Annotated in this window: 21 protein-coding genes; 17 read left to right on the top strand and 4 right to left on the bottom strand. The window is 71.8% G+C overall.

Annotation, left to right across the window (positions count from 1 at the left end; all coding sequences use genetic code 11):
• The first annotated feature begins 113 nt into the window (after positions 1-113).
• Entirely contained in the window at positions 114-878 is a 765-nt protein-coding gene (locus tag ACIQCZ_RS36900; RefSeq protein WP_402289570.1) for a thioesterase II family protein, read from the top strand.
• Positions 875-1,894 carry a 3-oxoacyl-ACP synthase III family protein gene (locus ACIQCZ_RS36895; protein ID WP_402289568.1) on the top strand — a complete coding sequence of 340 codons (1,020 nt, stop codon included), beginning with the start codon at positions 875-877 and terminating at the stop codon, positions 1,892-1,894. Before ACIQCZ_RS36900 ends, ACIQCZ_RS36895 begins: the two co-directional genes overlap by 4 nt.
• Positions 1,895-1,961: 67 nt before the next feature.
• Here ACIQCZ_RS36895 and ACIQCZ_RS36890 read toward each other — a convergent pair whose 3' ends face one another.
• Entirely contained in the window at positions 1,962-2,159 is a 198-nt protein-coding gene (locus tag ACIQCZ_RS36890; protein ID WP_402289565.1) for a hypothetical protein, read from the bottom strand.
• Between the two features lie 181 nt (positions 2,160-2,340).
• Complete coding sequence (locus tag ACIQCZ_RS36885; protein ID WP_402289564.1) at positions 2,341-3,078, bottom strand: thioesterase II family protein; 738 nt, start codon at positions 3,076-3,078, stop codon at positions 2,341-2,343.
• A 291-nt stretch (positions 3,079-3,369) separates the two neighbouring features.
• Between ACIQCZ_RS36885 and ACIQCZ_RS36880 the strand changes: the two genes are divergently transcribed.
• From ACIQCZ_RS36880 to ACIQCZ_RS36855, 6 genes are all read left to right on the top strand, one after another.
• On the top strand, positions 3,370-4,191 hold the full coding sequence (locus ACIQCZ_RS36880) for a BTAD domain-containing putative transcriptional regulator (RefSeq protein ID WP_402289561.1): 822 nt from the start codon (positions 3,370-3,372) through the stop codon (positions 4,189-4,191).
• 81 nt (positions 4,192-4,272) lie between these two features.
• Positions 4,273-5,016: a thioesterase II family protein gene (locus tag ACIQCZ_RS36875; RefSeq protein WP_402289559.1), complete on the top strand. Its 744-nt coding sequence runs from the start codon at positions 4,273-4,275 to the stop codon at positions 5,014-5,016.
• A 40-nt stretch (positions 5,017-5,056) separates the two neighbouring features.
• Positions 5,057-6,322 (top strand): beta-ketoacyl-[acyl-carrier-protein] synthase family protein, encoded by a 1,266-nt coding sequence (locus tag ACIQCZ_RS36870; RefSeq protein ID WP_402289557.1) that lies wholly within the window; start codon positions 5,057-5,059, stop codon positions 6,320-6,322.
• Positions 6,319-7,575 (top strand): ketosynthase chain-length factor, encoded by a 1,257-nt coding sequence (locus ACIQCZ_RS36865; protein ID WP_402289555.1) that lies wholly within the window; start codon positions 6,319-6,321, stop codon positions 7,573-7,575. Before ACIQCZ_RS36870 ends, ACIQCZ_RS36865 begins: the two co-directional genes overlap by 4 nt.
• A gap of 53 nt (positions 7,576-7,628) precedes the next feature.
• Entirely contained in the window at positions 7,629-7,895 is a 267-nt protein-coding gene (locus tag ACIQCZ_RS36860) for an acyl carrier protein (protein ID WP_402289552.1), read from the top strand.
• A 131-nt stretch (positions 7,896-8,026) separates the two neighbouring features.
• Entirely contained in the window at positions 8,027-8,962 is a 936-nt protein-coding gene (locus ACIQCZ_RS36855; protein WP_402289549.1) for an MBL fold metallo-hydrolase, read from the top strand.
• Between the two features lie 7 nt (positions 8,963-8,969).
• Here ACIQCZ_RS36855 and ACIQCZ_RS36850 read toward each other — a convergent pair whose 3' ends face one another.
• Entirely contained in the window at positions 8,970-9,428 is a 459-nt protein-coding gene (locus ACIQCZ_RS36850; RefSeq protein ID WP_402289547.1) for a nuclear transport factor 2 family protein, read from the bottom strand.
• 46 nt (positions 9,429-9,474) lie between these two features.
• A complete protein-coding gene (locus tag ACIQCZ_RS36845) occupies positions 9,475-9,975 on the bottom strand; it encodes a nuclear transport factor 2 family protein (protein WP_402289545.1) in 501 nt (166 codons plus the stop codon).
• 150 nt (positions 9,976-10,125) lie between these two features.
• On the opposite strand from ACIQCZ_RS36845, the gene ACIQCZ_RS36840 reads away from it, so the two are divergent.
• The 9 genes from ACIQCZ_RS36840 to ACIQCZ_RS36800 all read left to right on the top strand — a co-directional run bounded on the left by ACIQCZ_RS36840 (position 10,126) and on the right by ACIQCZ_RS36800 (position 21,463).
• Positions 10,126-11,895, top strand: a complete 1,770-nt coding sequence (locus ACIQCZ_RS36840) for an AMP-binding protein (protein ID WP_402289543.1) — start codon at positions 10,126-10,128, stop codon at positions 11,893-11,895.
• Complete coding sequence (locus ACIQCZ_RS36835) at positions 11,892-13,637, top strand: FAD-dependent oxidoreductase (protein ID WP_402289542.1); 1,746 nt, start codon at positions 11,892-11,894, stop codon at positions 13,635-13,637. Before ACIQCZ_RS36840 ends, ACIQCZ_RS36835 begins: the two co-directional genes overlap by 4 nt.
• A gap of 2 nt (positions 13,638-13,639) precedes the next feature.
• Positions 13,640-14,422, top strand: a complete 783-nt coding sequence (fabG, locus tag ACIQCZ_RS36830) for a 3-oxoacyl-ACP reductase FabG (RefSeq protein WP_402289539.1) — start codon at positions 13,640-13,642, stop codon at positions 14,420-14,422.
• 25 nt (positions 14,423-14,447) lie between these two features.
• Entirely contained in the window at positions 14,448-15,404 is a 957-nt protein-coding gene (locus tag ACIQCZ_RS36825; RefSeq protein WP_402289538.1) for an aromatase/cyclase, read from the top strand.
• A 214-nt stretch (positions 15,405-15,618) separates the two neighbouring features.
• The gene (locus ACIQCZ_RS36820; protein WP_402289537.1) at positions 15,619-18,084 is read left to right on the top strand and encodes an FkbM family methyltransferase; all 2,466 of its coding nucleotides are present in this window, start codon (positions 15,619-15,621) and stop codon (positions 18,082-18,084) included.
• A gap of 14 nt (positions 18,085-18,098) precedes the next feature.
• Positions 18,099-18,950 (top strand): 3-hydroxyacyl-CoA dehydrogenase family protein, encoded by an 852-nt coding sequence (locus ACIQCZ_RS36815; protein WP_402289535.1) that lies wholly within the window; start codon positions 18,099-18,101, stop codon positions 18,948-18,950.
• A gap of 50 nt (positions 18,951-19,000) precedes the next feature.
• Entirely contained in the window at positions 19,001-19,255 is a 255-nt protein-coding gene (locus ACIQCZ_RS36810) for an acyl carrier protein (protein WP_402289533.1), read from the top strand.
• 22 nt (positions 19,256-19,277) lie between these two features.
• A complete protein-coding gene (locus ACIQCZ_RS36805; RefSeq protein ID WP_402289530.1) occupies positions 19,278-20,429 on the top strand; it encodes an acyl-CoA dehydrogenase family protein in 1,152 nt (383 codons plus the stop codon).
• The gene (locus ACIQCZ_RS36800) at positions 20,426-21,463 is read left to right on the top strand and encodes an HAD-IIIC family phosphatase (RefSeq protein WP_402289528.1); all 1,038 of its coding nucleotides are present in this window, start codon (positions 20,426-20,428) and stop codon (positions 21,461-21,463) included. Before ACIQCZ_RS36805 ends, ACIQCZ_RS36800 begins: the two co-directional genes overlap by 4 nt.
• Positions 21,464-21,469: the final 6 nt, after the last annotated feature.

The raw sequence follows: 21,469 nt of genomic DNA, 5'->3' as shown, positions 1-21,469 counted from the left end.
CCCTCTGAACGCACACGCCGGCCCTAGGGGCCGGTTAGGGGAACCCCCGGGGCGGTGCGCACAGCCATCCTTGGCCCCTATCGCGGCTTCACTCGGATCGGCTAGGAGAACTCATGACGGGAATCCCCGACAGCCCTTGGTTCAGGAACTACCGTCCCGCTCCGGACGCACCCCTGCGCCTGGTCTGCCTGCCGCACGCCGGTGGTTCGGCCAGCTTCTACTTCCCGGTGGCGCGGGAGCTCTCGCCACAGGTGGAGGTCCTGGCCGTCCAGTACCCCGGCCGGCAGGACCGCCGCACCGAGCCGGCCGTCACCGGCCTGGAGGCGCTGGCCGACCGGATCGCCGAGGCACTGGGGCCGTGGACGGACCGGCCGTACGCGCTGTTCGGGCACAGCATGGGCGCCGTCGTCGGCTTCGAGGTGGCCCGCCGGATGGAAGCGGCGGGCAACGGTCCCGCCGAACTGTTCGTCTCCGGCCGCCGCGCCCCCCTGCTGGACCGCGGCGACGAGTGGCAGCCGGGCACCGACGAGGAGGTCGTCGCGGAGATCCGGAAGCTGAACGGAACCGGAGGCGCGCTCCTCGACGACGAGGAGACACTGCGCATGATCCTGCCCGCACTGCGCGCCGACTACGGGGCGGTGCGCGGCTACCGCTACCGCCCGGGACCGGCCCTGGACTGTCCCGTCACCGCGTTCACCGGCGACCAGGACCCCAAGGCACGCGTCGAGGACGTACAGGCATGGGTGAACCACACCCGGTCCGGATTCGGCCTGAGGGTCCTGCCCGGCGGGCACTTCTTCCTCGTCGAGGAACAGGACGAGGTGCTCCGCACTGTCCAGGAGCGGCTGGCCCGGACACCGGTGGCAGTGCCGGCATGACCGTGTACTCGCCCGCCCCGGGCGGCACCGGGATCATCGGCACCGGCTCGTACCTGCCCGAACGGATCGTCAGCAACGAGACGGTCGCCGCCCGGGCCGGGGTCACCGCCGAATGGATCGAACGCAAGACCGGCATCCGGGAGCGGCGCTACGCCGCGGACCACGAGGCCGCCTCCGATCTCGCGACCGAGGCCGCCGTGCGGGCCCTGGCCGACGCCGGGGCCCGGCCGAAGGACCTCGCCTGGATCATCGTGGCGACCTCCACCCCCGACCATCCGCAGCCGGCCACCGCCGTGTTCGTGCAGCACCGCCTCGGCGCACGCCGGGCGGCGGCCTTCGACGTGAACGCCGTGTGCGCCGGCTTCATCGCCGCGCTGCACACCGGTTCCCGGCTGCTGGCCGTGCCCGAGACCGATGGACGGCGACGCCTGGCGCTCGTCATCGGCAGCGAGGTCTACTCACGCATCATCGACCGCGAGGACCGCAGGACCGCACCGCTGTTCGGGGACGGGGCGGGTGCCGTGGTGCTCGGACCGGTGTCCGAGGGCCGCGGGCTCCTGGGTACGGGCATGCGCACCGACGGCCATCTGCACGGGCTGATCGGTGTCACCGCGGGCGGCAGCAGGAAGCCCGCGTCGCAGAAGACCGTCGACCGCGGCGACCACTTCTTCCGGATGCAGGGCCGGGACGTACGGGACTTCGTGGAGCGGGAACTGCCGGACGCCGTCACAGGCACCCTCGACGCCTTCGGGGTGACGGCCGACGAGGTCGACCACTTCGTACCGCACCAGGCCAACGGAGAAATGCTGCGGAGCGTGGCCGGCCGGCTCGGACTGACCTCGGCACGTGTCCACCTCCCGGTGGAGCGACACGGCAACACCGGGGCCGCCTCGATACCGCTGGCACTGGACGACGCCTGCCGCGCGGGTGAGCCGTCCGACGGCGACCTGGTGCTGCTGGCGGGGTTCGGCGGCGGAATGACGCTGGGCACCGGCCTGCTGCGCTGGGGCCGCTGACGGACGTCCGCTCCTCCCGCTCCCCGCGGGGAAGCGGCGACGCCTCGCGCACGGCCTTCAGCACCGGTCAGCCGGCCGGCACCACCCATCCCGTTTCCGGCAGCCGGGACGTCAGGGCATCGAAGCGCCGTGCCGGCGCCTCCTGCTCCCGGCCCGGTTCGCCGATACGCCGCCGCAGCCCGGCGATCTCGCCGCCCGGGCCGGGCACCTCCACCACTGCCACGGTCCCCGGCAGGGCAGGCAGCCGGAGCGGGACCGGCAGCATGGCTCAAGAACGCCCCCACCCGGCCGCGCAGCGCCGGTCCCGGCCCGACGCCGGAGCGTGTCCATCAGCTCGCGGCGCGCCCGCCCGCACACACCCAGCGCCCCGGCCCGGCGGCCACCCCGGTACAGGCAGCCGGAATTCGGCCCGCGCGCCGCCCACGACGGCCCGGGGCCGAGTACGGTCATCGCGGCACCGCGCGGGTGGATCCGTCGCGTGCGAGCGCACGCCGGATGTCCTCGGTGATCTGCCGGGTCAGCGCGGTGGGGTCGGGCTGGAAGTAGAAGTGCCCGCCCTCGAACAGATGCACGCCGAGGAAGTGCTCCGACCGCTCGGCCCAGCCGGCCAGGCGCGCGGGCGGAGCCACCGTGTCGGCGGTGCCGCCGAAGACCGACAGCGGCACGGGCAGCGGCGCCGGGTCGGGCGCCGGGCGCCAGGTCTCCACCAGCCGCAGGTCGCCCCGGATGGCCGGGCCGAACAGCTCCCACAGCTCGGGGTCCTCCAGGACCGCGGCGGGCGTGCCGCCCATCGCCGCCAGTTCGCGGCGCAGCCCGTCGTCGTCGAGCAGGTGCCGGTGGGTGCCGTCGCCGTCCGGGCGGGGCGTTCCGCGCGCCGACAGACCCAGCCAGACGGGCGGCGTGCGGCTCTCGGCCAGGACCCTGCGGGTGAGCTCATAGGCGATGAGGCCGCCCATGCTGTGACCGAACAAGGCGTACGGGCCGGTGAGTTCGGCATCCAGCTCGGCGCGGAAGTGGTCCACGAGCTGGAGGGCGTCACCGATGGTGGGACGGTTCGTCAGCAGACCGCGGCCGGGGGCATCGAGAAGCCGCACGTCCCAGCCGGCCGGGAAGCGGCCCGGCCAGTCCCGGTAGGGCAGATGCGAACCACCTGCGTGGTGGAACACGAACAGGCGCAGTTCCATGCTGACTCCGTCCCACGGTCTTGGGTCAAAACACCGGACGATAGCGGGTCCGCAGGCCCGCGATCATTTCTCCGAGCCCGGTTCGAGCATGTGTACGCACGTTCTCGAGTGTGCGGAGCGGCTTTCCGCCGCCGCTCGTTGGAGGGCCGCTAGAACGCAGGTCGAGGACCGGGGGCGGGTAGGGCGAACGGAGCTAGCGTGCGGAACGCCAACAGCTTCGAGCCAGCACCTGCCCGACATTGATCCGCCGGACAGGCACTGGGGAATCGACCGGGCAACGGGGAGGAAATCGTGGAGATTCAGGTCCTGGGTCCACTGAGTGCCGACGCCAACGGGGTGTCGATCGTTCCGACCGCGGGAAAACCGCGGCAGATTCTGGCGCTGCTCGCCTCCTACCCGGGCCGGGTGATGCCCGTGCCCACGCTCATGGAGGAGATCTGGGGCACCAACCTGCCCCAGAGCGCGATGACCACACTGCAGACGTACATCCTTCAGCTGCGCCGCAGGCTGGGCACCGCGATGGGACCGGACGCGCCCGGCACCGCCAAGGAGGTGCTCGCGACCCGGCACGGCGGCTACCTGCTGCAGATCCCGCAGGAGTGCGTCGACGTGCACCGCTACGAACAGCTGGTCTCGGCGGGGCAGAGCGCCTTCGACGACGGCGACGACGCCCGGGCCGGGAGCCTGTACCGCGAGGCGCTGGGGATGTGGCACGGCCCGGCCCTCGTGGACGTACGCGTCGGACCGATCCTGGAGATAGAGGTCCTGCGCCTGGAGGAGAGCCGTCTGGTGACCGTGGAGCGGCGCATCGACACCGATCTGCGACTGGGCCGGCACAGCGAACTCCTCGCCGAACTCACCGACTTGATAGCACGTCACCCCCAGCACGAGGGGCTGCACTCGCAGGCGATGGTGGCGCTGTACCGCTCCGGCCGCCAGGCCACCGCCCTGGACGTCTACCGCAGGCTGCGCACCCGCCTCATCGAGGACCTGGGCGTGGAGCCCTCGCCGCAGCTCCAGCGGCTGCACCAGGCGATGCTCGCCGTCGACCCGGCGCTGGACACCATCAGCGGACCACGCCGCGGCTCCACCTTCGATCTGTACGCGGCCTGAGCCGAGCGGATCTCCAGGCACTGTCGAGGAAGGCCGGCGACCCTGAGGCCGGCCGGCGAACACACCCAGGAGGTACGGCAGATGGCCGACGAACAGCCGGTACGGATGCACTGCTTCGCGCACGCCGGAGCCGGCGTCTCGTCCTTCTACAGCTGGCCCGGCGATCTGGGCCCCGGCGTCGAACCGCTGCCGAGGCTGCTGCCGGGCCGCGAGGCCAGGCGGCGCGAGCCCCGTGTCACCGGGCGCGAGGCACTGCTGGCCGATGTGATGAACACCTTCGCCCGGACGCCGGACGCTCCCTACGTGCTGTACGGGCACAGCCTCGGCGCGATGATCGCCTACACCGTCACCCGCGCCCTGCACGAGGCCCGGCTGCCCGGCCCGGCACTGCTCGCCCTCGGCGCTTGCCCGCCGCCCGACGCCGCCTCCGAACTGTCCGACGCCGCAGGGGAGTCCGAGGACCGGCTGCTGGAACTGCTCGACGGGGCCGGCGCTCTCCCGGAAGGGGCGGCACCCGGCGGACTCTGGCACCGGGCCGTGCTGCCGGTGCTCCGCGACGACCTGACCCTCGCCGACGACCTGCGGGCCAACGCCCGCGAACCGGTCGCGGGCGCGCCGCTGTCCGTGCCGATGCTGGTCGTCTCCGGTACGCACGACCCGCTGGCGCAGCCGGACGTGATGGCGGGCTGGCGGCGCTGGAGCACGGGACCGGTGGTGACCCGGACCGTGCCCGGAGACCACCTCTTCGTACGCGGCCACGAGCTGCCGCGTCTGCTCGGGCGCGCCTGCCGGGTCGTACGGCGCACCGTGCCGGCCCGCGGCTGACCGCCACCGACCACAGGAGGACAGACATGGGGGACAGCCCATGAGACGCGTCGTCATCACCGGGATCGGGGTGGTCGCCCCCGGCGGGGTCGGCACCAAGGCGTTCTGGTCACTGCTGACCGAGGGCCGCACCGCGACCCGCCGCATCACCCTCTTCGACGCCTCCTCGTTCCGCTCACAGATCGCGGCCGAGGCCGACTTCGACCCGGCCGGCCACGGCTTCGGTCCGCAGGAGGCCCGACGCCTGGACCGTGCGGCCCAGTTCGCCCTGGTCGCCGCCCGCGAGGCGGTCGCCGACAGCGGACTGACACCGGCCGAACGGGCCGAACGCACCGGAGTCACCCTGGGCAGCGCGGTCGGTTGCAGCACCGGACTCGACGAGAGCTACGCACACGTCAGCGAGCACGGCAGCCACTGGCTGCTGGACCACACCCGGGCCGAGCCCAGGCTCACCGACTACCTCGTGCCCAGCTCCATCGCCGCCGAGGTGGCCCGTGACGTCGGCGCGCAAGGACCCGTCGCGGTCGTCTCCACCGGCTGCACCTCAGGCCTGGACTCGCTCGGTCACGCCGCCGAACTCATCCGCGAGGGCAGCGCCGACGTGATGGTGGCGGGCGCCTCGGAGGCGCCGGTCACCCCGATCACCCTGGCGTCCTTCGACGCCATCCGCGCCACATCCCCGCGCAACGACGAACCGGAGACCGCCTCCCGCCCCTTCGACCGCACCCGTAACGGCTTCGTGCTCGGCGAGGGCAGCGCGGTGCTGGTCCTGGAGGAGTACGGGCACGCGCTGCGGCGCGGCGCCCATGTGTACGCGGAGATCGCCGGCTTCGCGAGCAGGTCCAACGCCTACCACATGACGGGACTGCGCCTGGACGGCCGGGAGATGGCCGAGGCGATCCGGGTCGCCCTGGACGAGGCACGCCTCGACGGCACGTCCGTCGACTACATCAACGCCCACGGATCGGGCACCAAGCAGAACGACCAGCACGAGACGGCGGCGTTCAAACGCAGCCTGGGCGAGCACGCCCACCGGGTGCCGGTCAGCTCGATCAAGTCGATGATCGGCCACTCGCTCGGTGCGATCGGCTCCCTGGAGATCGCCGCCAGCGCCCTGGCGATCGCGCACGACATCGTGCCGCCGACGGCCAACCTGCACGATCCGGACCCCGCCTGCGACCTCGACTGCACACCACTGGTTGCACGGGAGCAGCGCACCGACACCGTGCTCAGCGTCGGCAGCGGCTTCGGCGGCTTCCAGAGCGCGATGGTGCTGACCACCCGCCGGCTGGGGGCGGCCGCATGACCGCCGCGGCTCCCGAGGAAGCCGGGCTGATCGATGCCCGCGGCGTGGAAGCGGCCGTCACCGGCATCGGTGTCGTCGCGCCCGGCGGCGTCGGCACCGAACAGTGGTGGGCGGCCGTGCTGCGCGGCGAGAACGCCATCGGGCCCGTCACCCGCTTCGACGCCTGCGGCTATCCCGCGCGCCTGGCCGGGGAGGTGACCGGATTCGTCGACGAGGACCATGTGGCGAACCGGCTGCTGCCCCAGACCGACCGGATGACCCGCCTCTCGCTCGCCGCAGCGGCCGAGGCACTGAGCGACGCGGACCTCGACCCGGCCCGGCTGCCCGACTACGCGGTGGGCGTGGTCACCGCCAACGGCACCGGCGGTTTCGAGTTCGGGCAGCACGAACTCCAGGCACTGTGGAGCAAGGGCAGCCGGCACGTCGGCGCCTACCAGTCGTTCGCCTGGTTCTACGCCGCCAACTCCGGCCAGATCTCCATCCGGCACGGACTGCGCGGCCCCAGCGGAGTCATCGTCTCCGAGCAGGCGGGCGGCCTCGACGCCGTCGCCCAGGCCCGCCGCCGGCTGCGCAGGGGGACACAGGCGGTGATCACCGGCGGAGTCGACTCGGCGATCTGCCCCTGGGGCTGGACGGCACACCTGGCCGACGGCGCACTGAGCACCCGCGACGACCCGGACCGGGCCTATCTGCCCTTCGACACCGAGGCGTCGGGCCATGTCGTCGGCGAGGGCGGTGCCCTGCTCGTCCTGGAGGACGGGGACGCCGCCCGCGCTCGCGGCGCCACCGTCCACGGCACGATCGCGGGCTGCGCCGCCACGTTCGACCCGGCGCCCGGCACCGGGGAGCCCCGGCTGCGGGCCGCCGCCGAACTGGCCCTGGCGGACGCCGGAACCACCCCCGGCGAAGTCGATGTGGTCTTCGCCGACGCGGCGGGCGAACGGAACGCCGACCGCGCCGAGGCCCAGGCGCTGGCCGGGCTGTTCGGCCCGTACGGGGTGCCGGTCACCGCACCCAAGTCGATGACCGGCCGGCTCTCGGCGGGCGGCTCCGCCCTCGACCTGGCGGCCGCCCTGCTCGCCCTGCGCGACCAGGTGATCCCCTCGACGACCGGCACGGCACGGGCCGCCGACGACTGCCCCGTGGATCTGGTGACCGGCGGGCCGCGCCCGGCCGCGCTGCGGACCGCACTGGTCCTGGCCCGCGGCCGAGGCGGCTTCAACGCGGCCACCGTGGTGCGCACCGCGCGCTGACCGCGCCCCGCCGCCGGACGCTCTGAAACAACACCGAGGAGAAAGGCACTTCTGTGGACCGGCTGGAGCTCACCGAACTCACCACCCTGCTGCGCGCCTGCGCGGGCGAGAAAGAAGGCATCGACCTGGACGGCGACGTCCTGGACACCCTCTTCCTCGACCTGGGCTACGACTCGCTCGCCCTGCTGCAGACCACCGGCGTCATCGAGCGCGACCACGACGTACTGCTGGACGAGGAGGCACTGGAGGACGCCAGGACCCCGCGCCAGTACCTCGACCTGGTCAACCGCGCCCTGTCTGCCCGGGCCGCCGCCCGATGAACGGCGACGTCCCCCAAGAGCGGCGCACAAACACGCGCGTCACCGGCACGGGCCCTACCGGGCTCGCACCGGCGGACCGGTTTGTCCGCCGCCGCGGCCCCGGCAAAGGGCTGCCCCGCAAGGAGCCGAACATGCCACACACCCGACCCGCCCGCCGGGCCGGGGAGACGAGAACACCCCGGCTCACGGAGATCGCCGACGGCGTCTTCGCCTACGTTCAGCCCGACGGCGGCTGGTGCCTGAACAACGCCGGAGTGATCGCCGACGGCGGCGACGGCCTCCTCGTCGACACCGCTGCCACCGAGACACGGGCCCGGCACCTGCGCGCGCAGGCGCTGCGGGCCGCGGGCGGCCCGCCACGCCTGGTGGTCAACACCCACTTCCACGGCGACCACACCTTCGGCAACTTCGTCTTCCCCGAGGCCGTCGTCATCGGCCACGAGCGGGCGCGCACCGACATCGCGGCGGCCGGACTGCACATGGCCGGGCTGTGGCCCGACGTGCACTGGGGCGACCTGGAGATCGTGCCCCCGAGCATCACCTACCACGACCGCATGACACTGCACGTGGGCTCCCTGCGGGCCGAACTGATCCACCCGGGGACCGCGCACACCACCGGCGACACCGTCGTATGGCTGCCCGGACAGCGCGTGGTCTTCACCGGCGACCTGGTCATGTCGGGCGCCACACCGTTCTGCCCGATGGGCTCGGTCTCCGGCTCCCTGGCCGCGCTGCGGACCCTGCGCACACTCGGAGCCCGCACGGTCGTGCCGGGCCACGGACCGGTGGGCGGGCCCGGACTGTTCGACGACAACGAGGGATATCTGCTGCGCCTCCAGCAGCTCGCCCGGGAAGGACTGGCCGCTGGGCTCACCCCGCTCCAGGTCGCGCGCGAAGCGGGCCCCGGCCCGTACGCCGGCCTGCTGGACGCCGAGCGGCTGGTGCCCAACCTGCACCGCGCCTACGCGGAGGAGCGCGGCGCGGCGCCCGGCGATCCGCTGGACATCCCGGCGCTGTTCCGCGAGATGTCCGAGCACCACGGCGGGCGGCCCGCCTGCCACGCCTGACGTAACGTCAAAAAGACTGGTGGTCGGGGGTGATGCGCCGCTCACGCGTGCACAGCTCCCCGTCCTCGTACACCAGCACGTCCTCCACCACACTGCTCGGCGCGACGACCGGCGCCGGGTCCCAGGGGCGGCTGACCATCACCAGCGTGTAGTAATGCGTGACCAGGGAGCCGTCCGGCCCCGGGTCCACGCGCAGCATGTTGTACCAGTGCCGGCGCTGCACCGGCTCGGTGCCGAAACGCCGGGCGTGCGCGGCGCGCAGCGCCGCCGCGATGGCCTCGCGGCCGCGCACCGGCGGAAGCCCGGGTGACGGCGCGAACACCCCGTCCGCGGTGAACGTGGCGGCGAACTCGTCCGCCCGCAGATCGTCGAGCAGCCGGACCTGCCGGGCGTAGAACTGCTGGACCTCCACATAGAGCGCGGCCTGGTCGGTGCCGAGCCGCGGCTCGGTCGCATACGTCGTCATCTGATCTCCTGGTCTCAAGGGCCCATGGGGCCGGTGCGGCTGTTCCTCAGCCGAGGTCGTCGCGGGTCACGACGCGGTGGCGGGTGCGCCACTTGCCGCGCGAGCGGACGAGCACGTCCTCCATGACGCAGACCCGGTGCACCGCCGATCCGCTCTGGCCCGGTGTCACGTACACCAGCGCGTAGCAGCGTGTGCGCAGCGTCCCGTCGGCCTGCGGCCGCAGGTCGAGCATGCCGATCCAGTGCCTGAACCGCTCCCCGCCGCGGGCCTGCTGGGCCTTGTTGCGCCGCACGTTCGACGCCAGAGCGGCGCGTCCGCGCACCGGCTCGTCCAGTGTCGGTACGTCGAAGACGGCGTCCTCGGTGAAGGTGCCCGCCCAGCGCTCGGCCTCGTGCGAGTCGAAGAGCTGCATCTGGTGCGCGTAGAACTGCTGGATCTGCGCGTACAGGACGCCGAACTCCGCTTCGGCGAGCACCTCGGCGGGTGCCCCGAAGACGGCTTCGGCTGCGGTGTCGCCTGCGGTGCGGCTGAGCATCCCGGTGGTCATGTGACCGGCCCTCCGTTCCATCGGATGCGGACACTCTCTGCGGCACAGATCGAGCGCTCTTCGAAGATTCCTCAAGCGCCCCGGTCGAACGTGTGAACCGCAGCCTGTGGAACGGCAGCCGCACACCGACCAGCCGGAGGAGAACGAGCCATGCCGAACTTCACCTTCCCGGACCTTCCGCTGGACGGTCTGCTGCGCAGGGCAGCCGTGCGCGACCCCGACGGCATCGCCGTACGGACCGCGGACACGGCCCTCGGCTTCGGCGAGCTGGACGCGCTGGCCGATCGCGTCGCCGGCTGGCTGCAGCGGGAGAACCCGGGCCCGAAGGGCGTACGGATCGGCGTCGCCCATGTCCTCGCCCCGGTCTTCGCCGCCACCTACTACGGCACGGTCCGCAGCGGTGCGACCGCCGTCCTGGTCAACCCGCTGGCGGGGGAGGACGGGCTGCGGCACGTCCTCGCCACCGCCGAGGTGGAGACGGCGTTCGTCCCCGCGGCCACCGCCGAGCTGCTCACCACGATGCGCGGCGCACTGCCCCGGCTCCGCACCGTCGTGGTGACCGACGCACCGGACGGGGTGACACCGGGCGACACGGTGCCGCTGCACGTGGCGCTGGAGTCGGCACCGGACGCTCCCGGACACGGCCCGTTCGACCCGGCGTCGATCGCCTGCGTCCAGTTCACCACCGGCACCACCGGCCGCCCCAAGGGCGTCCTGCTGACCCACCGCAACCTGGTCGCCAACGCGAAGCAGACCGCTCTCGCCCACCGCCTGGACCAGACGTCGGTCACCCTCAACCACCTGCCGCTCTACCACATCATGCACCTCAACTCGGCGGTGTACGCCGGGTCCTGCCAGGTGCTCTGCCCGGACCCCGACCCGTTCGCCTCGCTCGCCGCGGCCGCCGCGGCCGGCGCCACCCACTACTACGGACTCCCCGCCCGGCTGCACCGCCTCGCCACCGACGAGCGCCTGACCGCCACCGCACCGGCCGTGCCCGCCGGCACCCGCCTGACGGCCGTGCTCTCCGGCGGCTCCGGACTGCGGCCCCAGGCGGCGCGCGCCCTGCGCGACCGGCTCGGCGTCCCCGTCATCCAGGGCTACGGCATGGCCGAGCTCTCCCCGCTCACCCACTGCCAGCGGCCCGAGCGCCACCGGGCGGGCGAGGTCGGCGAGACCGTCCCCGGGACCGAGTGCCGCCTCGTCGACGTGGACTCGCGCACCCCGGTCGAGGTCTGGTCCACCGGAGAGGTTCAGGTCAGGGGCCCGCAGCTGATGGCCGGCTACCTCGGCGACGCACAGCCGTCCCGGATCGACGAGGACGGCTGGTTCTCCACCGGCGACATCGGCTACCTCGACGACGACGGAGCGCTGCGCCTGGTGGACCGGCTCGCCGACATCTTCAAGTACGACAACGAAATCGTCTCGCCGAGCCGGGTCGAACGGGTCATCGGCGAGGATTCGCGGGTCGCCGACTGCATCGTCGCCGACTGGCCCGACGACGTGCACGGCGGCCTCGTCTGGGCCGGGATCGTCCTGCGCGACGACCCGGGGCCCGGACCGCACGCCGGACACGACGGGTCCGGACAAACCCCGGTGCCCGACGTCCTCGAATCGATCACCGCACGCGCCAACGAGCGGCTCGGGGACTTCGAGAGGATCCGCCTCGCCGAGGCGCTGGAGGCCGTGCCCCGCACCCCCACCGGAAAGCCCGAACGACGCGCCCTGCGAAAGCAGTTGAAGGCCCGCGCCGCCGCCGAGCGACCGCATCCGCCCCACCACCAGGAGCAGACCATGGTGACCTTCGCCAACAAGCCGACCGTGCACGGCGCCATCGACGCCCTCCTCACCGCCAAGAACCTCGGGCCGCCGGCGACGCCCGAGCGCAGGCTCCACGAAACGGCCGAGGAGGGCGCATGACCACCGACCGGCCCGACGCGATCGTCGCGGGCGCCGGCCCCGTCGGTCTGACCGCCGCCCACGAACTGGCCCGCAGGGGCCTGCGGGTACGGCTCGTCGACGCCGCCGCCGGCCCCGCCCGCACCAGCAGGGCCGTGGCCACGCATCCGCGCACCCTGGAGACGTACGACCAGATGGGCATCGTCGACGACATGCTCGTACGGGGCCGCCGCAACCGCGCGTTCACCATGTACGCCGAGGGGCGCCGGCCGGTGCGGCTGGAGGCCGACTACGCCACGATGCCGACCTCCTACCCGTACACCCTCGTCATCGGTCAGACCGAGACGGAAGAGGTGCTGCGCGAGGCCGTGGCCCGCCTCGGCGTCGAGACCGAGTGGGGGGTCCGGCTCACCGCCTTCGAGCAGGACACCGACTCCGTACGGGTGAGCCTGAGCAGCTCGGACGGCACCGAGGAGAGCGTCGAGACGTCCTGGCTCGTGGGATGCGACGGAGGCCACAGCACCGTACGCAAACTGCTCGGCCTGGAACTGGTCGGCGGGGCGGGCGAGACCTGGATGCTCGCCGACGCACCGGTCACCACCGACCTGCCGCCCGACACCATCTACTGGGCCCACACGGGCGGACAGGCACTGATGATGGTGCCCTACGCCCGCCAGGGACACTGGCGGCTGCTGGACACCGCACCCGTCGGGCGGGACACCGACCCGCGCCCCGTCGAGGAGCGGCTCACCGAGAAACTGTCGGCCGGGCTCGGCCGCCGGGTCCGGGTCGGCGAGAGCGAGTGGACCTCCGTCTTCACCTTCCAGCAGCGGATGGTGCAGCGGATGCGCGAGGGCCGCGTCCTCGTCGCCGGGGACGCCGCGCATGTCCACAGCCCCGCCTCCGGACAGGGCATGAACACCGGCATCCAGGAGGCGTACAACCTCGGCTGGAAGCTGGCCATGGTCGAGCGCGGCCACGCGGGCCCGGAACTCCTGGACACCTACGGCGAGGAGCGGGTGCCGATCGGCCGGGCCCTGCTCGGCTCCACCCGGGCCGCCACCTTCCTCGTCCAGCTGAAGAACATGCTCGCCTCGGTGGCACTGCCCGTCGTCTTCACCGTCGTACGCAACGTGACCCCGCTGCGCCGGGCCATCCAGCGCAAGGTGCTCGGCGGCATGTCCGGGCTGCGCATCGGCTACGGCGAGTCGTCCCTGACCACCATCGACACCTTCCACCACGTACCCGGCACCGCCGTGCTCTCCATGGCCGCCGTGATGTCCGGCGCCGAACCCACCCCGGCACCCGGGCCCGGCGAACGGGTCACCAAGGCCCCGGTCCACGACCCGGACGACCCCGGCTGCGCCGGACTGCGCGCCGAACTCCGCGACCCCCGCTGGTCGTTGCTGCTCGCCGCAGGCGGCACCGGCCCCGGGGACGTCCCGGTGGGCGTGGCCATCACGGCCGCCGCCCAGTACTCCGAGTGGCTGTCGGTGCGCACCGTCGGCGGCACCGGACCCGACGGACCCGCCCCGCTCACCGACCCGGACGGACGGCTGCGCACGGCACTCGGCCTGGCGCCGGGCGGCTGGCTGCTGGTGCGCCCCGACGGCTACACCGCCGCGCGCGCCACCGCCCTGACCCGGGCCGCCCTGGGCCGGGCGCTCGCCCCGCTGCGGCCGGCCGAGCCGCTCGCCGACGCGGCCCGGCCCGAGCCGCGACTCGTACTGACCGACCCCACCCACCGGCTGAAGGAGCACTGACCGTGACCGACGACGAACCCGTCGCCCTGATCACCGGAGCCACCAGCGGCATCGGACTGGCGGTGGCCCGGCAGCTCGGCCGGTCCGGGCACCGCGTCTTCCTGTGCGCACGCACCGAACCGGACGTCGAGCAGACCGTCGAGGACCTCAGGAACGAGGGCCTGAAAGCCGACGGACTGGCGGCCGACGTCCGCTCCCGCGAATCCGTGGCCGCGCTCGTGAACGCCGCCGTCGAGACGTACGGACGCATCGACGTGCTGGTCAACAACGCCGGGCGCAGCGGCGGCGGCGTCACCGCCGACATCGCCGACGAGGTCTGGTACGACGTCATCGACACCAACCTCAACAGCGTCTTCCTGGTGACACGTGAGGTGCTCAAGAACGGCGGCCTCATGGACACCGGACACGGGCGGATCATCAACATCGCCTCGACGGCCGGCAAACAGGGCGTGCTGCTCGGCGCCCCGTACAGCGCCTCCAAGCACGGGGTCGTCGGCTTCACCAAGGCGCTGGGCCGCGAGCTGGCCCCCTCGGGCGTCACGGTCAACGCGGTCTGCCCCGGCTACGTCGAGACGCCGATGGCACAGCGGGTGCGCCAGGGGTACGCGGCGGCCTGGGACACCACCGAGGAAGCCGTGCAGGAGCAGTTCGAGGCGAAGATCCCGCTCGGCCGCTACTCGACACCGCAAGAGGTCGCGGGACTGGTCGGCTATCTGGCCTCCGGTTCCGCCGCCTCGATCACCGCACAGGCGCTCAACGTCTGTGGCGGACTGGGCAATTTCTGAATCCGCGAGAAAGAGGTGATGTGTGGTGTCGGGTGAGCGTGTGCACCGTACGGCGCATTCGGTCGAGGTGGCCGCACCGGCGGGGGTCGTCTACGGACTGATCTCGAACGCCGTGCAGTGGCCGCTGTTCTTCCCGCCGAACGTCCACGTCGAGCGGCTGGAGTTCGACGGGCGCAACGAACGGCTGCGGATGTGGGCGACGGCCAACGGACAGATCCGTTCGTGGATCTCACGGCGCGTGCAGGACCCGCAGACGCGGCGGATCGACTTCCGCCAGCAGCACCCGCAGGCCCCGGTCGAGACGATGAACGGGACCTGGACCGTCGAGGAGCGGACCGGCGGCACGAGCCTGCTGACCCTGCTGCACGACTTCACGGTGAACGGCGACCGGCCCGAGGACGTGGCCTGGGTGGAACTGGCGATCGACACCAACTCGGGTGCGGAACTGGACCATGTGAAGCGGCTTGCCGAGCGCTGGACCCGGCTCGACGAACTCGTCCTGTCCTTCGAGGACGCGGTACGGGTCAAGGGCCCGGCCGAGCTGGTCTACGACTTCCTGTACCGGGTGAACGACTGGCCCGAACTCATCCCGCACGTGGCACGCCTGGAACTGACCGAGGACACCCCCGGCGTCCAGGTCATGGCGATGGACACCCGCACCGCGGACGGCTCGGCCCACCTCACGGAGTCGGTACGGGTCTGCTTCCCGCACGCGGGCCGCATCGTCTACAAGCAGACCACCACCCCCGCCCTGATGGACGCGCACACCGGTGAATGGTCGGTGCTGCCCGACGAGTCCGGCGTGACGGTCATCTCCCAGCACAGCGTGGTGCTGCGCGAGGAGGCCATCGAGAGCGTGCTCGGCGAGGGCGCCGACCTCGCCCGGGCCCGTCGCCACGTCCGCGAGGCACTCGGCCGGAACTCCACGGCCACCCTCGACCTGGCCAAGCGCCACGCGGAGTCCGCGATCCGCGTCCTGTGACCGGACCCTTCACACCGGCACAGCCTTCCACGCCCAGACCTTTTCTGCCGAATCAACACTGAATGCCCGGCACGGTGGGGCGTCCACCGCTGCTCCGGCCCCGCTCTAGCCGTCGCCGTGAGAGTTGCCGCGACGGACTTCCTCGGAGGGGAACGGAGCGGCAGCAGTGGGCGCTCGACTCTTTCCGGCCGGCCGAGAGACCTCTAGGAGAGGCATGAGCCCCAACACGATCACAGCCGAGGAGACCCACGACCGGACGGCCCCGCCGTCCGACGGGCCGGTGCTGTGGCACCTCGCCCTGGTCAGCGGTGCCAGCGGCACATCCCTGGACGCCGGACTCGCCGGGCTCAAGGCCCGGTACACCGCGTCCCCGGCCCACGAGGACGCACCCGTCCGGATCCGGACCCTCGGCAGTGCCGACGGCGGCCACCGCGGCGCCGTGCTCGCCGGTGAGGGCGGGGCGACGGAACTGGGCGCCGAAGCGTCCGCCGGGACCACCGCGTCCGTCGCCTTCATGTTCCCCGGCCTCGGCGACCACTACCTGGACATGGGCCGCGATCTCTACCGCGACTTCCCGGTCTTCCGCGACGCCGTCGACAACTGCGCCGACGCCCTCGCCCCCGAACTGGGCCTGGACATCCGCGAGATCGTCTTCCCCGCCCCGGCACCCGGGGCACACCCCGCCCCGGCCGTCGACCTGCGCCGCATGCTCGGCCGCGACACGGCCGAGCAGAGCGAGAACGAACGCAGGCTGAACGCCACCCGCTTCGCCCAGCCGGCGCTCTTCGTCATCGAGTACGCCCTGGCCAGGCTCTGGGAATCCTGGGGCGCCCGGCCCTCGATCATGATCGGCTACAGCCTCGGCGAGTACGTCGCGGCGACCCTCGCCGGCGTGCTGTCCCTGAACGACGCGCTGACCCTGGTGGCCCGCCGCGCCGCACTCATCGACACACTGCCGCAGGGCGCCATGCTCGCCGTGATGCTCCCGGAGGAGCAGGTCCGCCCGCAGCTCGGCACCGACGTCTCGCTCTCCGCCGTCAACGGCACCGAGTTCTGCGTGGTGGCCGGGCCGGTGCCCGCCGTCGAGACCCTGGAACAGGGCCTCACCCGACAGGGTGTCGTCCACCGCCGGGTGCAGTCCACCCACGCCTTCCACTCCTCGATGATGCAGCCCATCGCCGACGAGGTCACCGAACTGGCGCGGACCCTGACCCTGAACACGCCCCGCATCCCGTACATCTCCAACGTCACCGGCCGGATCATCACCGACCAGGAGGCCACGGACCCCGGCTACTGGGCCCGCCACCTGGTCAGCCCGGTCCGCTTCGCCGACGGACTGAACGCCCTCGGCGCCGCCGACCTGCTGCTGGAGACCGGCCCCGGCCAGACGCTGAGCAGCATGGCCACCGTGGCCCGCGGCAGCGCGGCAGGCACCGTCGTCGCCTCCATGCGCCACCCGCTGGAGAACCGGTCCGACTCAGCCGTGGCACTCAAGGCCCTGGGCCGGCTCTGGCTCGCCGGCGCCGACATCGACTGGGCCGGCTTCCCCGCCTCCGAGCTGGACATCGTGGCCGACGGCGCCACGACGGCCGCCCGGGACACCGAGGAACACACCTCGACCGCCACCGAGCAGGAACTGCACGGCCTGTGGGCCAGGCTGCTGAAGACCGACCGGCTCCCGCACGACGTCAGCTTCTTCGAGGTCGGCGGCAACTCGCTGCTCGCCACCCGCCTGATCCTGCGCGTCAAGCGGACCTTCGGCGCCGAGCTCTCGCTGCGCCAGGTCTACGAGTGGGCCACCCTGTCCCGGATGGCGACCGCGATCGACACCCTGCGTGCCGGCGCCGAGCTGGCCCGGCCCGAGGGCTCCTCGCACACCGGCAACTCCCTGGCCCGCTTCACCCTGCCGAACGGCCTGACGGTGTCCCACCAGAACGAGGCGGAGACCCGCCACTTCTACGAGGACATCTTCGACCACCGCACGTACGCCAAGAACGGCATCTTCCTCCCGGACGGTGCCACGGTCGTCGACGTCGGCGGGAACATCGGCCTGTTCACCCTCTTCGCGCACTACGAGGCGAAGGACGTACGCGTCTTCACCTTCGAGCCCGCACCCCCGATGTTCGAGCTGCTGAGCCAGAACGTGACCGAGCACGGCGTCAACGCCCAGCTCTTCAACATCGGCATCTCCGACACCGAGACAGAGGCGAACTTCACCTTCTACCCGCGCAGCTCCGGCATGTCCTCGTTCCACCCGGACGACGCGGAGGAGAAGCACAACCTGCGCACGATCATCGCCAACCAGCAGAAGACCGAGGCCGACGCCGAGATCGCCGAACTGGTCTCCTCCGACGAGCTGCTCGACGTCCGCTTCGAGGCGATCGAGTTCACCGCCACGCTGCGCCCGCTCAGCGCCGTCATCCGCGAGCAGGGCATCGAGCGCATCGACCTGATCAAGATCGACGTGCAGAAGAGCGAGCGCCAGGTCATCGACGGCATCGCCGACGAGGACTGGCCCAAGATCCAGCAGATGGTGCTGGAGGCACACGACGCGGACGGCGAGGTCCGCCGCCTGGTCGAACTGCTGGAGAACCGCGGCTTCACGGTCAGGGCCGAACAGGACGAGCTGTACGTCGGCACGGACATCCACAACATCTACGCCGTACGCGGCGCACGCTAACGGAGTCGTACGACATGGAATTCACCACGGCAGGAGTCGTCGGCGCGGGCGTCATGGGCGTCGGTGTCGCACAGAATCTCGCACAGACCGGTCACCGGGTGGTGCTCGTCGACATCTCCGACGAGGTGCTCGACAACGCACGCCGCGAGCTGCGCAACAGCCTGCGCGCCTACGCCCTGTTCAACAAGGGCTCCGGCGTCGACCCGGCGGCGGTCTTCGAGAAGATCGAGTTCACCACCGACTACGAACTGCTGGCCAAGGCCGACTTCGTCGTCGAGAACGTCACCGAGGACTGGGGCATCAAGCAGCAGGTGTACGAGCGGATCGACCGCATCGTCCGCCCCGACGTGGTCTTCGCCGTCAACACCTCGGCGATCTCCATCACCCGCGTCGGCTCGGTGACCACGCGCCCCGAGCGGGTCATCGGCATGCACTTCATGAACCCGGTGCCGATGAAGCCGATGGTCGAGGTGATCCGCGGCCACCACACCACGCCCGAGACCATCGACACCGCCCGCCGCTTCCTCGCCGGCATGGGCAAGGAGTGCATCGTCGTCGAGGACGTGCCCGGCTTCGTCTCCAACCGGGTCCTCATGCTCACCATCAACGAGGCGGCCTTCCTGGTCCAGGACGGCGTGGCCCCCGCAGCCGACGTCGACCGGATCTTCCAGACCTGCTTCGACCACCGGATGGGCCCGCTGGAGACCGCCGACCTGATCGGCCTCGACACCATTCTCAAGTCCGTCGAGGTGCTCTACGAGAGCTTCAACGACAGCAAGTACCGGCCGGCCCCGCTCCTCAAGAAGATGGTCGCCGCCGGCCTGCTCGGGCGAAAGAGCGGCGAGGGATTCCACAAGTACCACTGACCTGCCGGTCACCCGGCGCCGCACACCACGACAACAGGACGGATGAAGAGATGAGCACGGACAACAGGGCCAGGATCGCGGAATACCTCTCCCGTTTCTTCCCGGTTCAGGACCTGAAGGACGACGACGACATCTTCGAACTCGGCTTCGTCAGCTCGATGTTCGCGATGCAGCTCGTCTCCTTCGTGGAGCACGAGTTCGGCATCACGGTCGAGAACGAGGACCTGGAGCTGGAGTACTTCCGCTCCATCGGCGCCCTCGACGCATTCGTCGCCCGCAAACAGTCCGTCCTGGTCCCGCAGTAGGACGAGAGCGGACACGACGACGATGACCGGAGCGCTCACAGCCCAGCAGGCACAGGACCGGAAGGAATTCCGGGCCTTCGCCGACCGCCACATCGCACCCCACGCCGACGCCTACCACCGGGCCCAGCGCACCCCGCCCGAGATCATCCGGCTCCTCGCCGACGAGGGCCTGCTCGGGCTGCCCGTCGCCCAGGAGTACGGCGGCGGTGGCTGCGACGCGGTCACCCTCGGCCTGCTCGCCGGTGAACTCGGCCGGGCCTGCTCCTCGCTCCGCAGCCTGCTCACCGTCCACACGATGGTGGCGCACGCGATCGCCCGCTGGGGCAGCCGCTCCCAGAAGGAGACCTGGCTGCCCCGGCTGGCCCGCGGCGAACGCATCGGCGCACTCGCCGTGTCCGAACCGGGCGCGGGCAGCGACGCCTCGGCGGTCACCACCCGGCTCGTCCGCGACGGCGACGACTGGGTGGCCGACGGCCACAAGAAATGGATCACGTACGGGGAGAGCGCCGACCTGTTCCTGGTCGTCGGCCGCTCGGCGGAAGGGCCCACGGCCCTGCTCGTGGAGCGGGACACCCCCGGACTGCGGACCGAACCGATCGAGGACATGATCGGCATCCGGGCCTCGATGACGGCCCATGTGTACTTCGACGACTGCCGCGTACCGGCCGGCAACGCACTGGCCAGGCCCGGACTCGGCGTCTCCCACGTGGTCGGTGCCGCCCTCGACCTCGGCCGCTACACCGTCGGCTGGGGCTGCGTCGGCATCCTCGACGCCTGCCTGGAGGCGAGCGCCGACTACGCCGCGACCCGCGAGCAGTTCGGCTCCCTCATCAAGGAACACCAGCTCGTCAGACGCATGATCAGCAACATGTACACGGACGCGCACGCCGCCCGGCTGCTGTGTCTGGAGGCCGGACGGCTGCGCGACGAGCGCCACCCGGGCGCCCTGGCCGCGACCTCCACGGCCAAGTACTTCGCCGCCACCGCCGCCGGCCGCGCCGCGGCGGACGCCGTCCAGATCCACGGCGCCAACGGCTGCAGCTCCGACTACCCCGTCCAGCGTCTCCTCGGGGACTCCAGGGTCATGGAGATCATCGAGGGCAGCGCACAGCTCCACCAGGTGGGGCTCGCCGAGTACGCGTTCCAGGAACGCGGACCGAGGAGTGACCGATGACGACGACCGTGACGACCGTCAAGTGCGTGGTGTGGGACCTCGACAACACGGTGTGGGACGGGGTGCTGCTGGAGGACGGCGACGTCACCCTGCGCCCCGCCGTCGTGGAGGCGATCCGCACACTCGACGAGCGCGGCATCCTCCACTCGATCGCCAGCCGCAACGACCACGACGCGGCCATGGCGAAGCTGACGGAGTTCGGCATCGCCGAGTACTTCCTCCACCCGCAGATCCACTGGGGCAACAAGTCGGACTCCGTCAGGGCGGTCGCCGAGGCCATCAACATCGGCATCGACACCCTGGCCTTCGTCGACGACCAGCCCTTCGAACGCGACGAGGTCGGCTTCGCCCACCCGCAGATGCTGTGCATCGACGCCCTCGACGCCCCGGGCATCCCCGACCTGCCCGAGATGCGGCCCCGCTTCGTCACCGCCGACTCCCGCGAGCGCCGCCACCTCTACCGCGCCGACATCCGACGCAAGCACGCCGAGGACGCCCACCAGGGCACCGACGAGGACTTCCTCGCCTCGCTCGGCATGCGCTTCACCATCGCGCCCGCCCAGGAACGCGACCTCCAGCGCGCCGAAGAGCTGACCGTACGCACCAACCAGCTCAACGCCACCGGCTACACCTACTCCTACGAGGAGCTCGACGCCTTCCGCCGCTCGCCCGAACACGACCTCCTCGTGGCCGCACTGGAGGACACCTACGGCACCTACGGCAAGATCGGCCTCGCCCTCGTCGAACGCGGCGACGACGCATGGACCGTGAAGCTGCTGCTGATGTCCTGCCGCGTCATGTCGCGCGGCGTCGGCTCCGTCCTGCTCAACCACCTGATCCGCAGCGCCCACGACGCGGGCGTCAAGCTGCGCGCCGAGTTCGTGCCCACCAGCCGCAACCGGACCATGTTCGTCACCTACAAGTTCTCCGGCTTCCGCGAGGTCGGCAGGAACGGCGACGTGTCCGTCCTCGAACACGACGGCACCCACCTGCAGGGCTTCCCGCCGTACATGGACGTCACGGTCGAGCACTGACCACGG

Source organism: Streptomyces sp. NPDC093149, assembly GCF_044754145.1.
Classification (GTDB): domain Bacteria; phylum Actinomycetota; class Actinomycetes; order Streptomycetales; family Streptomycetaceae; genus Streptomyces.
The sequence above is the reverse complement of the archived record's forward strand: the minus strand, read 5'-3'. Positions and strand labels throughout refer to the sequence as shown.